Here is a 15,705-nt window from a genome sequence, read left to right on the forward strand (position 1 = left end):
AGACCGCGTATTTTACCCGCGTCGCCGGCGTCCCTCGCGTGTCGCGGCATTGCCGCGCGCATCGGCGCGCTCGACGGTGAACGCGAAACGCCTCGTGAGCCGCTCGCCCGGCGCGAGCAGCGTCATCCCGTGCGCGGCCGCGCCGCCCGGCAGGTTCACCGCATTGATCGGATGATCGACCGGCTCGAAGCAGAAGAAATCCTCGCCGGGCGGCGTATAGAGCACGTACGCGTCGGCGTCGGCCGCGACGGTCAGCGACAGCCCGCGGCGCGGCCAGCTCACCGTCGCGTGGCCGCCCCAGCCGGTGAACGCGTGATTGACGAGCGCGCCCGGCAGCGGATACGCGACGCCGAACTGCCAGGCTGGCGGCACGCTCACGTGCCGCACCGGCAGGAAATCGGCACCCGACAACCACAGCCCGCCGGCCGCCGCGGCCAGCTCGGTCACCGCGTCGCGCACGAGGAACGGATGCACGCCGAGCCCGAACGGCAGCCGGGCGCGCCCCGCGTTCTCGATCGTCAATGCGATCGACAGCGTCGTGTCGTCGAGTTCGAGCGACTGGATCGCGCGGAACGCATAAGGCGCGCCGCTCGCACGATCGAGCGACAACTGCAGCATCGTGTCGGTCGCATCGTCCACCTGCCACGGCGCGAGCCAGCCGTCGCCGTGGATCGGCAGCGGCTCGTCGCGGCGGTTGCGCGGCACCGCGACCTTGCGCCCGTCGCATTCGAAGCGCGCGCCGCCGATCCGGTTCGAGTAAGGCAGCAGCGGATAGCACGCGAGCTCGTTCGGGTCCGTCGCCGTCTCCGGATGCTCGCAGCGGCGAAACACCGGCACCAGCGCACCGTTGTCGCCGCGCCAGTCGAAGCGCGCGATGCCGCCGCCCAGATGCGGCAGCACGTCGAGCCGCAGCGACGCATTCGACAGCGAGACGGCCGCTGCATGCGCGGCGCCGACGCCCTGCGCGAATGCGGCCGTCTGCGGGCCGGGGCTGACCGGCTGCGCGGCGGCGGCCAGGCGGGCACGGCGCGACTGGCTCGTGGACGACGATGCGCGCGAGGACGTGGCGGTCATGATGAGCTCCTTTCCTTCGTCGAAGAAACGATGCGGGTCGGTGCGAACGGTCAGGCCCAGCCGCCGTCGACGATCACGTCCTGCGCGGTGATCATCCGGCTGTCGTCGGCCGCGAGGAACAGCGCCATCCGCGCGAGATCGGCGGGCAGCAGTTCGGCATCGAGGCACTGGCCGGCCTTGATCGCCGCACGGCCCGCGTCGTCGAGCCACAGCCGGCGCTGCTTGTCGGTCAGCACCCAGCCGGGCACCAGCGAATTCACGCGGATGCCGAACGGGCCGAGGTCGCGCGCGAGGCCGCGCGTCAGGCCCTGCACGGCCGCCTTCGCCATCACGTAGACGGGATAGCCGCCGTTTTTCAGCATCCAGCTGATCGAGCCGAGATTGATGATCGCGCCGCCGCCCTGCTGCTTCATGTCGTCGATCACCGCCTGCGCGGCAAAGAACTGGTGGCGCAGGTTCACCGCGATGCCCGCGTCGAACGATTCGGGCGTCACGTCGCCGATCGCGTGGCGCGTGTCGTTCGCCGCGTTGTTCACGAGCACTGCGATCGCGCCGATGCGCGCGCGGATCGCGTCGATCGCATGGCGCAGCGCGTCGATGTCGGTCAGGTCGCACTGGATGAACAGCGGCGCGTGGCGTACGTGCGGCGCATGCGCGAGGGTTTCCGCCAGCGCGGTGCCGGCGGCCGCATCGAGGTCGACGAACGCGACGCGCGCGCCCTGCTGCACGAAGTGCTCGACGAACGACGCGCCGATGCCGGTCGCGCCGCCCGTGATCAGCACTGCGCGATCCTCGAGGCTCGGGTATCGCGCAAAGCGCGCATGGCGCGCGGCGTGCGGGTCGAGCGCGGAAGTGTCGATGGTCATGCGGTTCGTCTCCGTGAAATCAGGTCAGTCGCGTACGCCGCGGTTCTTCAGCTGGTCGAGCAGCACGGCCGCGAGCAGGATCGCGCCGCGCACCAGGTACTGGTAGAACGCGTCGATGTTCAGCAGGTTCATCACGTTCTCGACGGTGCCCATGATCAGCACGCCGATCACGACGCCCGAGATCGTCGCGCGGCCGCCCATCAGCGACACGCCGCCGAGCACGCACGCGGAGATCACGTTCAGCTCGAAGCCCTGCGCGGCGTTCGGCTGGCCCGACGTGATGCGCGACGCGAGGATCACGCCCGCGAGCGCGGTCACCGCGCCCTGGATCAGGAAGATGTACACGCGCGTGCGTTCGACGTTGATCCCCGCGAGCCGCGACGCCTCGGGGTTGCCGCCGATCGCGAGCGTGTTGCGGCCGTACACGGTCTGGTTCAGCAGCACGCCGAACGCGATGAAGCACAGCAGCGTGACCCAGATCGGCAGCGATACGCCGAACAGCGACAGCCCGCCGAGCGCGATGAACGTGTCCGACGACACGCCGACCGCCTGCCCCTTCGATACGATGAAGCCGAGCCCGCGCACGATCTCCATCGTCGCGAGCGTCGTGATCAACGCGTTGATGCGCAGGTACGCGATCACCGCGCCGTTCACGAAGCCGATCGCGGCGCCGGCCGCGACCGCCGCAATGATCGCGACGAACGTGTTGTCGGTCGCGTTCAGCACCATCGCGCACAGCACGCCCGAGAACGCGACGGTCGAGCCGATCGACAGGTCGAAATCGCGCGACGCGAGACAGAACATCATCGTGCACGCGACCATGCCGATCTGCGAGATCGACAGCGCGAGGCCGAGCATGTTGTCGATCGAGAAGAAGTGATCGACCGTCAGCGACATCGTGATGAACATCACCGCGAAGATCGCGATGAGGCTGTACTCGGTGAGGTGCTGCCACCACTTCTGCCGGTCGCTTTGCTGCGGAACCAGCGCGTCGGCCGACTGCTTCACGGCTGCGCCGGCGAGGTTTTCCCTGACTTGCATGATTGTGTCTCCTGCTCCTGCATCGCGCGGCCCGCGCCGCGCCTGGTCGATTCGAATGTCGTGCGCCGCGTCAGGCCGCCTGGGCGGCACTTGTCTGCGGCAGCGCGAGGTTCAGCACCGCGTGCTCGTTCGCCTGTTCGCGCGGCAGCTCGCCCGCGATCCGGCCTTCGCGCATCACGACGATGCGATCGGACACGCCGAGCACTTCCGGCAGTTCCGACGACACCATCACGATCGCGCAGCCGCGCTCCGCGAGCCTGTAGATCACGTCGTAGATCTCGTGCTTCGCGCCGACGTCGATCCCGCGCGTCGGCTCGTCGAGGATCACGACCTTCAGGTCGGGCTCCGCGAGCCAGCGCGACAGGATCGCCTTCTGCTGGTTGCCGCCGGACAGGAAGCGGATCTTCTGCCGCCGGTTCGGCGTCTTGATCTTCAGCCGCTGGATGAAGCGGTCGGCCGTTTCGCTTTCGGTCTTGCGGTCGATGAACAGCCCCGCGCGCAGCGAATGGCGGCGGCAGCTGATGTTGATGTTCTCCGCGACCGACGCGATCGCGATGATCCCTTCTTCCTTGCGGTCCTCGGGGCACAGCACGATGCCGTGGCGGATCGCGTCGCCGGTGCGCTTCACGTCGATGCGCGCGCCGTCGAGCGTCAGCACGCCCGCGCGCCGGCGGTCCGCGCCGTACACGAGCCGCATCAGTTCGCTGCGGCCCGCGCCGACCAGCCCGAAGAAACCGACGATCTCGCCCGCGCGCACCGAGAAACTCGCGGGTTCGCGCAGCGCCGGGCCGTCGACGCCTTCGGCGGAGAACCGCACGTCGCCGAGCGCGCGCGGCGCGTAATGGTAGATGTCCGAAATCTCGCGCCCGACCATCTCGGCGACGAGCCGCTCGCGCGGCACGTCGGCAAGCGCATCGTGCGACGCGATCTTGCGCCCGTCGCGGAAGATCGTGCATGCATCGCACAGCCGGTAGATCTCGTCCATCCGGTGCGAGATGTAGATCAGCGCGCGGCCCTGCGCGCGCAGGTCGTCGACGAGCTTGAACAGCACCTCGGTCTCGCGATGCGACAGCGAGCTCGTCGGTTCGTCGAGCGCGATCACGCGCGCATTGCGCATCAGCGCCTTGCAGATCTCGACCATCTGCCGCTGCGCGATCGACAGCCGCCCGAGCTTCGCGTCGGGATCGAGGTCGACGCCCATCGCGGCGAGCCGCTCGCGCACGTAGCGCTTCGCCTCGCGCTTCCTCACCCAGCCGAACGCGTTCGGCAGGCGGCCGAGCAGCAGGTTTTCCGCGACCGTCAGGTCGGGTACGTACTGCAGCTCCTGGTGAATCACCGCGATGCCGGCCGCGATCGACGCCGCCGCAGTCGCGAACTGCACGGGCCGGCCGTCGACCAGCACGCTGCCCGCATCGGGCTGGTATTCGCCGCCGAGAATCTTCAGCAGCGTCGACTTGCCCGCGCCGTTCTCGCCCATCAGGCCATGCACCTCGCCCGCATGCACGTCGAACGAAATGCCGTCGAGTGCGCGCACGCCGGGAAATACCTTGCCGATATTGTCAAAACGCAGTGCCGCTGACACGTCGTCTCCTCACTTCCCAATCGATCGACCGCCGGCCGCCGCGTCGCCGCGGCAGCAGGCGGGCCGCTTACTTCGACGCGAGCCCCATCTCCTCGCGCACCTTCGACACGTTGTCGCGCGTCGCGAGCATGCCCGTCGTCAGCGTCAGCGCCGGCGGTGCCTTGCCCTGCGTGATCCACGAGTACATCAGGTCCGAGGTTTCCTCGCCGTGGCGCTTCGGGCTGATGATCACGGTGCCGTAGAAGCCCGTCGGCTGCGGCTTCTTGAACTCGTTCAGCGCCGAATCGGAACCGCCGATGCCGATGCCGATCATGTTGTCCGCCTTGAAGCCGCGCCCTTCGGCCGCGCGCACCGCGCCGAGCACGGCCTCGTCGTTCAGGCCGTACGCGACCCAGTGCTTGAACTGCGGGTTCTTCGTGAGCGCGATGTTCGCCGCGTTGAACGCGTTCTCGGTGTCGGTCTTCGCCTGCGGCGCCGCGATCACGTTCGCCTTCGGAAAGCCGGCGGCCACCAGCGCGTCGGTCGCGCCGCTCGTGCGGTCGTGCGCGGTCGGCAGCTGCTCGTAGGTGATGTCGATCGCGCCGACGTCCTTCACGTTCCAGCCGCGCTTCTTGATCTCGGCCGCGATGCCGTCGCCGACCTGCTTGCCGATGTTGTACGCGGAGATCCCCATGTGCGGCACCGCCTCGATCGGCTTGCCCGCGCCGTCGACGAGGCGGTCGTCGACCGTCATCATCTTCAGGTTGTGCGACTTCGCCTTCGCGACGATGCCCGGCCCGAGCTTCACGTCGGGCGTGCAGATGATGAAGCCCTGCGCCTTCTGCGCGGACAGGTTGTCGATCGCGCTCATCACCTTTTCGCCCGACGGCGCGCCGATCTTCACGAGCGTGAAGCCCTTTTCCTTCGCGGCCATCTCGGCGAACTTCCACTCGTCCTGGAACCACGGTTCTTCAGGCTGCTTCACCAGAAAGCCGATCTTGACCGGGTCGGCCGCGTGCGCAACCGGGCTACCCATCACCACCGCGGCTGCCGCGGCCAGCGTTACGAACGTTCTGCGTTTCATCTCCAGTGTCTCCTTGTTTTCATCGAACAGGATGCAGCCGCTTGTTGGTTTCGACGCAGCGTGCGCGCGGCCGTCGCACGTGCGGTCTTTCGAATCGATGCGTCAGTCGTGATACAGCGCCGCGCGCCCGCCGTCGACGGTGATGCACGCGGCATTGATGAACGGCGCCTCGTCTGACGCCAGGAACACGGCCGTCATCGCGACCTCGTCGGGCCGGCCGATCCGCTTCATCGGCTGCAGCGCGAGCGTCTGCGCGCGCGCGGCGGCCGGGTCGGGCTGCGCGTCCCACCAGTCGCGCGTGAGCTGCGTCTCGATGTAGCCCGGCGCGATCGCGTTCACGCGCACGTTGCGCGCCGCGTATTCGATGCCGAGCGCGCGCGTGAGACCCAGCACGCCATGCTTCGCGACCGGGTACGGAAAGCAGCCCGGGATGATCCGGAACGCGTGCGTCGATGCGATGTTCACGATGCTGCCGCGGCCGCGCTCGACCATGCCTTCCAGCGCCGCACGGCAGCCGTGCCACACGCCGTCGAGGTCGACCGCGAAGCAGCGGCGCCAGTCGTCGTCGGTCATCGTCAGCGGGTCGGCGAACACGTTGATGCCCGCGTTGTTCACCAGCACGTCGAGCGGGCCGAATGCCGCTTCGGCCTGCGCGAGCGCATCGCGCACCGCATCCTGACGCGCGACGTCGGCCTGCAGCGGCAGCACGCGCGCGCCGTCGACGTCGTGCGCGATCGCGGCGGCCGTGTGCTGCGCCTGCGGGAAGTCGAGATCGACGAGCGCGACGGCCGCGCCTTCGCGCGCGAACGCACGGGCGATCGCGGCGCCGATTCCGCGGCCCGCGCCCGTCACCATCGCGACCTTGCCCACGAGGCGGCCCATCATGCGGCTCCGCCGCGCGCGACGCGCAGTCCGGCCTGGAACGCGCGCGCGTTCGCCGCGGTCGCGTCGGCCGGCTGGCCGGGCCGGTACAGCGCCGAGCCGAGCCCGAAGCCGTTCGCGCCGGCCGCGAGGAACGGCTGCATGTTGTCGGGCGAAATTCCGCCGACCGGAATCAGCGGCACCGCGCGGTCGATCACCGCGCGCCATGCCTTCACGACCGTCACGCCGAGCTGCTCGGCCGGGAACATCTTCAACACGTCGGCACCGTTCGCGAGCGCCGCGAACGCTTCGGTCGGCGTCGCGACGCCCGGTGCGCTCGCGAGGCCGCGCTCGCATGCGCGGCGGATCACGGCCGCGTCGCTGTGCGGCATCACGATCAGCGCACCGCCCGCGTCCTGCACGCGATCGACATACTCGGCACGCAGCACGGTGCCCGCGCCGACGATCGCATCGTCGGGCAGCGCGCGCCGCAGCGCCGCGATGCTGTCGAACGGATCCGGCGAGTTGAGCGGCACCTCGACGATCCGGAAGCCGGCTTCGTACAGCGCATGTCCGTGGTCGGCCGCGTCGGCGGGCGTGATCCCGCGCAGGATCGCGATCAGCGGGCACGCATCGAACGCGCGCATCAATGCAGCGTGGGGCGTGTACGGCGCGGGCAACGTAAGGTCGGACGGCATGACTGGGTTCCTCTGCAATCGTTTCATTGATCGGCCAGGACAGGCTCGCCGTCCGTGCGCACGAGCCCGGCGCGCGACGCGATCCGCCACAGGCCGCGCTCGGTCGCATGCGCGACGACCCGCGCGTGCGTATGGCCGAATACCTGGAGCGCATCGACATAGCGCGCACACAAGCCGTCGTCGCCGATCAGCAGCAGCGGCTGGTCCGCGAGCGCGATGCCGCGCTCCGCGAGCATCGCGTCGAGCGCATCGAGCTCATGGCCGATCAGCAGGCCGGACAGGTAGTCGCCCTGCGCATCGGGCGCGAGCCGGTCGGTCAGGCCGAGCGTGCGCGTGCTGAAAATCGTCGCCAGCAGCCCCGTGCGCTGCGCGCCGCGCGCGACCGACACGCCGCGCACGAACGCCGCGCGATCGGGCGACGCGCCCGCGCGCATCGTGCGGCCGAGGATCGTGTGGTCGCGCAGCACCGCGAACAGCTCGCCCGTCATGAAGGTCTGGAAACGCTCGATCAGCCCGTCCTTCACCCATGCCCATTTCGCATGAGTGCCCGGCAAGCCGATCAGTAGCCCTGAACGATCGGCATCAAGCATGGGATCGCTCGCGAGCGCGCCGAATATCTGCGTTTCTTCGCCGCGCATCACGTCGGGCAATTCGCCCGTCGCGATCACGCCCGGCACGATCGATACCGTCGCGCCGCGCGACGTCGTCACTGTAATCAGACCCGCGGCAAGCGCGTCGGCGCCGGCCGGCACCGCAACGTACGGTGCCTCGCGCCAGCCCTGCGCGCTGCCGACCATCCCGGCGGCGAGCACCGGCAGCCCCGGCGTGCGGTCGAGCCAGTCGCCGCAGGCGTCCTCGAACACCGCGTCGAACGCGCGCGCGCCGCCGCCCGGCACATGCATGACGCCCGCCGCGCGGCTGCGCGTGTCGATGAGCGCGCCGTGCACGTCGTACAGATACGCGCGCAGCGACGTCGTGCCCCAGTCGAGCGCAATCAGCGACGGGGTAGCGGAGCTGGCAACCGGAACGGCCCGGGTCGAAGTCGTCATCGTTTGATCCTGCGGGTACCCTGCGGCGGGCTCCAGCCCAGTTCCGCGGAAATGGCTCGCGCTTCGCGCTGCACGAGCGGAATCAGTTCGTCCATCCGATCGTGCGGCATGTACGGGATCGTGCTCGCGACCGACACGGCCGCGACGATCGCGCCCGATGCGTCGCGGATCGGCGCGGCCACGCAGCGGATCGACGCCTCGTTCTCCTCGAGGTCGAACGTATAGCCGCCGGCCGCGTAATGGGCCATGCGCTGCAGGAACGCGCTCGTCTCCGGCCGGTTGTCGGGCTTGAAATTGACGCCGGCCAGCGCGCGTCGCGCGGCCTCGAACAGCGAACGCCACAGGTCGGGATCGAGGTCGAGCATCATCGCCTTGCCGATGCCCGTCGATGCGAGCGGCATCCGGTGGCCGACGCGCGAGCGCATCTCGAGGCCGCGCGTGCCGGGAATCTTGTCGATGTACAGCACGTCGTCGCCGTCGCGCACGCCGAGATGGATCGTGTCGAGCGTCGCTTCCGCGAGCGCTTCGAGATGCGGCCGCGCCACCGCGGTAAGCGGCATCTGCTCGAGCGCGATCGTGCCGAGCTCGATCAGCTTCGGGCCGAGCAGGTAGCCGCCCTGTACCTGGCGCAGGTAGCGCGCCTGCACGAGGCTGCTGACGAGGCGGTGCGTCGTGCTGCGTGTCGTGCCGAGCGCGGCGCCGATCGCGCGCATGTCGCGCGCGCCGTTCGCGATCGCCTCGAGGATCGCGAGACCGCGCAGCAGCGTCTGCGTGCCGGCCTGCTGTGCGGCGAGATCGAGCGGCGTGCTGGTCGCGCCGATGCTATCGGTCAGCGACCCATCGTCCGGCGTCGCGCGCCGGGCATCGAGGGCAAGGGATACGGGCATCTTGGTCATGGGGGCGGGCTTCTTCAACGGAATCGGAGAAGCCGCTCGCGCGGCGCCGGAACTGCGTCCGGTGCTGCGGCGTGGCGGCGGTCGATGCACCGAATAAGGCGCCCGGCGAACTTCATGGAATGTGTCTCCGTGTGCGTCGGGCGCCGCGCGATGCGTGGGTCCGAAGCTGTCGATGTGCTTCGGATTGTAGGAGCGCACGCACTCGTCTCCAATATTTGAATGCGTTGTCCAGATAATGAGAATTCAGGCGAGTTACGCTGTGCGCGCGACGCGACGGCCGCGCCATGTGCACGGGGGCGGAACCCGCCGCGCAGCAGGTTCCGCCCCCGTTTGTTCACCACGCGCCGCGCTTACTGCTGGCTCGTGCTGCGTGCCTGCATGTAGCGCTGCACGTCGGCGAACGACACGCGGCCGCTGCCGCCCGAATCGATCTGCCGGAAGTGGTTCGCGACATAACCGAGCCCGGCCGCGCGCGCCTGCGCCTCGGTGATCGAACCCGTGCTCTGCGTATCGGCCGAGTCGAACTGCCGCGCGAGCTTGCGCACCACCTGCGCATGCAGCGCGGCGCCCGTCGTCTGCGTGCCGGCGGTCGGCTTGCGCGCGGCCGGCGGCACATACGGATCGCCGAGCTGCGCCTGGCGCGCACGCGCCGGTGCGGCGGCGTCGCTCGCCTGCGCGAACGCGGATACGGATGCTGCGGCGCCGACGCATGCGAGCGCCGCGGCAACGACGATGAAACGATTCTTCATATCAGGCTCCAGTCAGGAATAAGGTCGTCGACGGCAGGCGAGGCGCCGTGAGGGGCGCCTGTTGCCGGCCTGGCGCAGCATCAGTGCGCGGCCGCGTTGTAGAAGGTCACGAGGTCGGCTTTCTCCTGCGGACGCGACGTATCGTCGAGATAGACCATGTGTCCGCCCTGATAGTCCTTGATCGTCAGGTTCGGTTGCGTCCCGAGCCGCGCGAGGTCGAGCTCGGTCTGGTAGAACGGCGTCGCGATGTCGTGATATCCGTTCAGCGACAGCACCTTCAGCGACGGATTCAACGTCAGCGCAGCGGCCAGATCGGGGATCGTGTCGGGCATCGCGAGGCCGTCGTGCGTCCAGTCCCACGTATTGATCGCATTGCTGCTCAACGAGTAGGCCGACTGCGCGGTGTACTTCAGCTCGTTCGGCAGGTAGCTGCCGATCGTGTCGGTGAACGGCTTCGTGATGAACGAGCTCGACGGATCGCCGTCCGCCGCCAGCGGGCTCGACACGGGAACGTTCACGCGCGCGTCGTAGCGGCCGATCAGCGTGCCCGGAATCAGCGACAGCTGGAAGCTGTTGTCGAAGAAGGTCGGAATCACGTTGAAGTCCGCGTTCCACAGGGCCTGCTTCACGCCGGTCGAGTTCGCCATCGTCGTGACGAGATTCGGCGGAGGCGGCGTATGGCTCGCCAGGTACGCGTTCACGGCGGGCGCGTAGCTGCCGGCCGTCAGCAGGCGCATCTGGTCCGCATACTGCGGCAGGTTCGACGGGTTCGGATTGTCGAGCTGGTAGTACGCGCCGACGGTGCCGTAGGACGGCGCGAAGCCCGCGCAGCTCACCGGGCTCGATCCGTTGTTCGAGTTGCCGACATAGTCGCTCGCCATGTCGCAGTTCGTGTTGTAGTTCAGGATCGACGACTGCAGCACGATGCCGGCAAGCTTCACGCCGGCCGTCTCGAGCAGGTTCGCGAGCACGTCGGTGCGCGGCGTGCCGTACGACTCGCCGAACAGGTATTTCGGCGAATCGTTGCGCTGGTTCACGCTCAGGTAGCGCGTCACGAAATCGCGGAACGCGCCGGCGTCCTGATCGACGCCCCAGAACGTCTGGTTCGTGTTCGGCGCGATCGCTTCGGAGAAGCCGGTGCCGATCGCATCGACGAACACGAGGTCGGTCGTGTCGAGCATGCTTTCCTGGTTGTCGACGAACGGGAACGTCGACGCGTTCGCGTTCGGGTCGCCCGTCTGGACCCGCCGCGGGCCGAACGAGCCGAGGTGCAGCCACACCGATGCCGAGCCGGGGCCGCCGTTGTACAGGAACGTGACGGGCCGCTTCGCCGCGGGCTGGTTGTCGGCCGTGTAGGCGACATAGAAGAACGACGCTTCGGGCGCGCCAGTCTGCGGATTGCGCGCGACGAGGTGGCCGGCCGTGGCCGTGTAGCGGATCGTCTTGCCGTTCAGCGTGATCTGATGATGCGTGACGGCGGCCTTTTCGACCGCGGCGGATGCGTCGAGCGACGCGTTCGCGCTCGACGAATAACTGTTCGGATCGTTGTACGCCCTGTCCACCTGACTGGCGGGATCGGCTGAGTTGTCGGCGCTCGCAGCAGCGGACGATGTCACGTCGTCGTTGCAGGCCGTCAGAATCAGCGAAGAAAAAACCACCCCCAACAACAGCTTCGCTTTGCTCGCTGGCATCGTTGCTTTCCTTCTCTCGAATGTTTTTTGTGTCGAGCAGCCGGATAAGCCGCCCCCCGCCTCGATTGCGGCCGATAAGCCGAGGCGCTGGCCAATATACGCGAGCACATCGGCTTTGAAAAATTTTGAAATATTTGGCCGGCGGCCGGTGCGGCGCACACCTTTCAGGAATGCTTCGGTTCGCGAAACATTGCATTTCGCGCCGCTTTCAACGCCTTTCGCGTTTACCCGGGAACACTGGAAAGGCACGGATTTCGCGCGATATCGGCAAACAAAATCGCGCAGTCGCCGGCATTGCTCAGCAAAGCGAAATAGATGAATTCGTCTAAAGGATGCGGCCCGAAATGCGCGCGACACGAATGCGCTGCGGCGCACCAATGGTGCATTGGCGGCAGAACGGACAATGCGGCGGCGCGGGCGCGCCGCTCACTCCGATTGCGGAAGCGCAGCCGCACCCATCCGGCGGGCGATGATTGCCGCACGCTGTGCCTGGTAGGCCGAACCGCGATGCGCGTCGAACCAGCGCGGCTTCGGCAGCATCACCGCGAGCCGCGCCGACTGCCACGCGCCGAGCCGGCTCGCGGGAATCCTGTAGTAATAGCGCGCGGCCGCTTCGGCACCGTACACGCCGCGGCCCCACTCCACGGAATTCAGGTAGATCTCGAAGATCCGCTCCTTGTCGAGCACCGTTTCGAGCATCCACGTGATGATGAGCTCCTGCCCCTTGCGGATGTAGCTCTTCTCGCGCGACAGGAACAGGTTGCGCGCGAGCTGCTGCGTGATCGTCGAACCGCCCGCGACGATCCGGCCGCGCGCCTTGTTCTTCTCCCACGCCTGCAGGATCGCGTCGACGTCGTAGCCGTTGTTGGTCGCGAAGGTCGAGTCTTCGGATGCGATCAGCGCGCGCTTCAGGTTGCGCGAGATCTGGTCGTACGGCACCCACTGGTGCTGGATCTGCGCGGGCGGCTTGTCGCGCGACAGCCACCACGCGTCGGTGCGCATGAATGCGGTCGAACCCGGGTTCACGAACGACCACAGCGCGATCTGCGCGAGATAGAACAGCTGCGTCGCGAGCCACGCGCCCGCGAACACCGCACCCGCGTAGACGATCCAGCGGGCCGGGCTCACCGTCCGCGTGCGCTGCGTGCCGCTTACCGCCACCACGTGCCGCGCTCCGTTCAGCTCGCCGCGAGCGCCTGGCGCAGCGCGGCAAGCACCGGTGCGCCGTCCGGCCGCACGCCGCGCCAGATATAGAACGATTCGGCGGCCTGCTCGACGAGCATCCCGAGCCCGTCGGCCGTGCGTGCGCCGAGCGACGCCGCATGCTGCATGAACACGGTCGGCTGCGCGCCGTACATCATGTCGTACGCCAGCGTGCCCGCGCCGAATGCGGCCGCGTCGCACTCCGGCAGCGCGGCGTCGAGGCTGCCGGCCGTCGCATTGATGACCACGTCGTACGGCTCCGCGCGTACCACGTCGGGGCCGCCGCCCGCGAGCGTGCAGCCCGCATCGTGCGCGGCCTGCATGAACTGGCCGACGAGCGCCTCTGCCTTGCTTGCGGTGCGGTTCACGATCGTGATCGACAGCGGCGCGCGCTCGAGCAGCGGCAGCACGACACCACGCGCGGCGCCGCCCGCGCCGAGCAGCAGGATGCGTGCGCCCGCGAGCGACACGCCGAGGTTCGCTTCGATGTCGCGCACGAGACCGACGCCATCGGTGTTGTCGCCGTAGATGCTTCCGTCGGCGTCGATGCGCAGCGTGTTCACCGCGCCCGCCGCCGCCGCGCGCGGCGACAGCGTGTCGGCGAGCGCATGCGCTTCGAGCTTGAACGGCACCGTCACGTTCGCACCGCGACCGCCTTCGGCGACGAACGCCCGCACGGCCGCTTCGAAACCGTCGACCGGCGCGAGCCGGTGCGCGTAGTCGATCGCCTCGCCGGTCTGCGCGGCGAACTGCGCGTGGATGAACGGCGACTTGCTGTGCGCCACCGGGTTGCCGAACACTACGTAGCGGTCGGCGCCGCTCGTCGACGCAACCGCGTTCATGATGCGCGCCCCTGTTCGCCGTCGTTGCCGCTCGCGCCTTCGCCACCCGCACCTGCCGCCGCGCCGTCCGCTTCGGCCAGCGCTTCCGCCTCGGTTTCCGCCGTGGCGTCTTCCGCGTCGATCAGCGTGTCGTCGCCGCTTTCGGCGTCATCCTCTTCCTCGGCCGCGTCGCCGCTGGTCACGGTCGGCGCGTCGAGCACGTTCAGCAGCCGCACCGATGCCTCGATCGTCAGCTCGTCGAGCGACATCACGTCGAGCAGCACGCGCGTGCCGCGCGCATGCACGCCGAGCCCCGGCACGTGCAGCAGCAGCGGAATTTCCTCGAGGCGCACGAGATCGCCCTTCACGACGCTCGCGACGACCTGCTTCTTCTGCTCCTGCGCGAGCCAGCGCAGGCACCAGAAATATTCCATCCGGCGCTGGTAGTCGGCGTACGCGGTGTAGGTGTCGTCGAAGCCCTGCACGACCGCGTACAGGTCGGCGTCCTTCGGCTTGAACGGCGCGGCGAGCTTGGCGGTGACGCCATGCTGCACGCATGCGAGCAATTGCCACTGGTTCACGAGGTCGACGTAGCGGCGCAGCGGCGACGTGCTCCATGCGTACTGCGGCACGCCGAGACCTTCGTGCGGCGCGGCCGTCGTCTGCATCCGCGTGCGCTTCGGGCCCGGTGCGCCGAAGCCGCGCTGCGAGCGGTAGATGCCGGGCACCGTGTGGTCGTGCAGGAACGCGCCCCAGGTCGAGTTCGCGAGGATCGCGAGCTCGGACACGATCAGGTCGAGCGGCGAACCGCGGCGGCGCGGCGTGATCGACACGTGCTCGCCTTCGACATAGAAGTTGTAGTCGGTGTTGCGCTGCACTTCGCGCTTCAGGCCATAGCCCGCGCGCGCGAGCTGACGCTTCTCGAACAGCGCCTGCGCGAGCGGCCACAGCACGGCGATGTCGTCCTTGTGCGGATAGTCGCCGGTGCCGGCCGCGAGCGTCTCTTCGTTGACGAGCTCGTCGAGCGTGTTGTGACGCAGGTTGCTCTTCACGAACACGAGTTCGGCGCGCGTCTCGTTCGCGACGATGTCCTGCGTTTCGCGGTTGACGATGATGTACAGCGACAGCGCCGGACGGTAATCGCCCTCCTTCAGCGTAAACACGTCGACGACGTCGTCCGGCAGCATCGTGATCTTGTCGCCCGGCATATAGACGGTCGACAGGCGCGTGCGCGCGATCGCGTCGACCGCGTCGCCGCGCACGATGCCGAGCGCCGGCGCCGCGATGTGCACGCCGATCCGCACGCGGCCGTCGGACAGGTGTTCGACCGAGAACGCATCGTCGATTTCGGTCGTCGTGATGTCGTCGATCGAGAACGCCTCGACGTTCGCGCGCGGCAGGTCGTCCGGCAGCGCGCCGACGGTGACGGGCGGAAAGCCCGTGCCGTGCGGGAAGAATTCCGCGAGGAAGCGCGCCTCGTGCAGCGCACGCGGCGACGCGATGCCGCCGCAGTCGAGCATCAGCCGCGCCGGCGACACGCCGCGCGCGCCGGCCGCCGCTTCCAGCGCCTTGTATTCGATCGCGTTCTTGTCCGGCCGCGTCAGCAGCCCGAGCACCTTGCCCGCGAACGCTTCCGGCAGCTTGCCGGCCTTCAGTTCCTCTTCATACTGCGCCTGGACGAGCGCCTGCTGGCGCTTGCGCTCGAGCGACGCGAGCGCCATCTTGAGCTGCTCTTCCGGCGCGCGCTGGTACTGGCCGCGCCCCTTGCGGCGGAAGTAGACGGGCGAGCCGTGCAGCCGCAGCACCAGCGCCGCGCGCTCGACCGGGCCGTACGCCGCGCCGAAGTACTCCTCGGCCAGCGCCGTATAGGCGAACTCGTCGGCCGGCGCGCATTCCCACAGGAAATCCAGATCGATCTGCTGCGCGGCCGTGTCGGCCTCCTGCATCAGTTCGCTCGCGGCCGGCTTGTCGAATTCGATCAGCACGTCTTTCGCGCGCACCTTCGCGCGCCGCCCGCCGGGCAACTCGACCTGAAATGCGTCGCCCTGGCGCGACAGCACGCTGCCCGCCTTGAAACTGCCCGATTCCTCGAAGAAAACGTTCACTCAGTA

14 protein-coding genes are annotated in these 15,705 nt (G+C 68.6%); all 14 read right to left on the reverse strand.

The window, feature by feature from the left end:
* Positions 1 to 12: 12 nt before the first annotated feature.
* The 14 genes from DM992_RS00875 to DM992_RS00945 all read right to left on the reverse strand — a co-directional run bounded on the left by DM992_RS00875 (position 13) and on the right by DM992_RS00945 (position 15,699).
* Entirely contained in the window at positions 13 to 1,074 is a 1,062-nt protein-coding gene (locus DM992_RS00875) for an aldose 1-epimerase (protein ID WP_111015335.1), read from the reverse strand.
* Positions 1,075 to 1,124: 50 nt separating this feature from the next.
* The gene (locus DM992_RS00880) at positions 1,125 to 1,940 is read right to left on the reverse strand and encodes an SDR family oxidoreductase (RefSeq protein WP_111015336.1); all 816 of its coding nucleotides are present in this window, start codon (positions 1,938 to 1,940) and stop codon (positions 1,125 to 1,127) included.
* Positions 1,941 to 1,964: 24 nt separating this feature from the next.
* Entirely contained in the window at positions 1,965 to 2,981 is a 1,017-nt protein-coding gene (gene araH / locus DM992_RS00885) for an L-arabinose ABC transporter permease AraH (protein ID WP_034182693.1), read from the reverse strand.
* A 70-nt stretch (positions 2,982 to 3,051) separates the two neighbouring features.
* Positions 3,052 to 4,563, reverse strand: a complete 1,512-nt coding sequence (gene araG / locus DM992_RS00890; RefSeq protein WP_111015337.1) for an L-arabinose ABC transporter ATP-binding protein AraG — start codon at positions 4,561 to 4,563, stop codon at positions 3,052 to 3,054.
* Between the two features lie 67 nt (positions 4,564 to 4,630).
* Positions 4,631 to 5,626 (reverse strand): arabinose ABC transporter substrate-binding protein, encoded by a 996-nt coding sequence (locus tag DM992_RS00895; protein ID WP_111015338.1) that lies wholly within the window; start codon positions 5,624 to 5,626, stop codon positions 4,631 to 4,633.
* Positions 5,627 to 5,728: 102 nt separating this feature from the next.
* On the reverse strand, positions 5,729 to 6,508 hold the full coding sequence (locus tag DM992_RS00900) for an SDR family oxidoreductase (protein WP_111017758.1): 780 nt from the start codon (positions 6,506 to 6,508) through the stop codon (positions 5,729 to 5,731).
* On the reverse strand, positions 6,508 to 7,185 hold the full coding sequence (locus tag DM992_RS00905; RefSeq protein ID WP_111015339.1) for a 2-dehydro-3-deoxy-6-phosphogalactonate aldolase: 678 nt from the start codon (positions 7,183 to 7,185) through the stop codon (positions 6,508 to 6,510). Before DM992_RS00905 ends, DM992_RS00900 begins: the two co-directional genes overlap by 1 nt.
* Positions 7,186 to 7,208: 23 nt before the next feature.
* Positions 7,209 to 8,234 (reverse strand): 2-dehydro-3-deoxygalactonokinase, encoded by a 1,026-nt coding sequence (locus DM992_RS00910; protein WP_111015340.1) that lies wholly within the window; start codon positions 8,232 to 8,234, stop codon positions 7,209 to 7,211.
* Complete coding sequence (locus DM992_RS00915) at positions 8,231 to 9,130, reverse strand: IclR family transcriptional regulator (RefSeq protein ID WP_111017759.1); 900 nt, start codon at positions 9,128 to 9,130, stop codon at positions 8,231 to 8,233. The genes DM992_RS00910 and DM992_RS00915 overlap by 4 nt, the downstream gene beginning before the upstream one ends.
* A gap of 350 nt (positions 9,131 to 9,480) precedes the next feature.
* On the reverse strand, positions 9,481 to 9,879 hold the full coding sequence (locus DM992_RS00925; RefSeq protein ID WP_111015341.1) for an EF-hand domain-containing protein: 399 nt from the start codon (positions 9,877 to 9,879) through the stop codon (positions 9,481 to 9,483).
* Between the two features lie 80 nt (positions 9,880 to 9,959).
* A complete protein-coding gene (locus tag DM992_RS00930) occupies positions 9,960 to 11,570 on the reverse strand; it encodes a peptidase S10 (protein ID WP_162631567.1) in 1,611 nt (536 codons plus the stop codon).
* 426 nt (positions 11,571 to 11,996) lie between these two features.
* Positions 11,997 to 12,734 (reverse strand): monofunctional biosynthetic peptidoglycan transglycosylase, encoded by a 738-nt coding sequence (mtgA, locus tag DM992_RS00935; RefSeq protein WP_111015342.1) that lies wholly within the window; start codon positions 12,732 to 12,734, stop codon positions 11,997 to 11,999.
* Positions 12,735 to 12,748: 14 nt separating this feature from the next.
* Complete coding sequence (gene aroE / locus DM992_RS00940) at positions 12,749 to 13,615, reverse strand: shikimate dehydrogenase (protein ID WP_111015343.1); 867 nt, start codon at positions 13,613 to 13,615, stop codon at positions 12,749 to 12,751.
* The gene (locus DM992_RS00945; RefSeq protein WP_111015344.1) at positions 13,612 to 15,699 is read right to left on the reverse strand and encodes an RNB domain-containing ribonuclease; all 2,088 of its coding nucleotides are present in this window, start codon (positions 15,697 to 15,699) and stop codon (positions 13,612 to 13,614) included. The genes aroE and DM992_RS00945 overlap by 4 nt, the downstream gene beginning before the upstream one ends.
* Positions 15,700 to 15,705 lie beyond the last annotated feature (6 nt).

The organism is Burkholderia sp. JP2-270, assembly GCF_003233675.1.
Taxonomy (GTDB): domain Bacteria; phylum Pseudomonadota; class Gammaproteobacteria; order Burkholderiales; family Burkholderiaceae; genus Burkholderia; species Burkholderia pyrrocinia_C.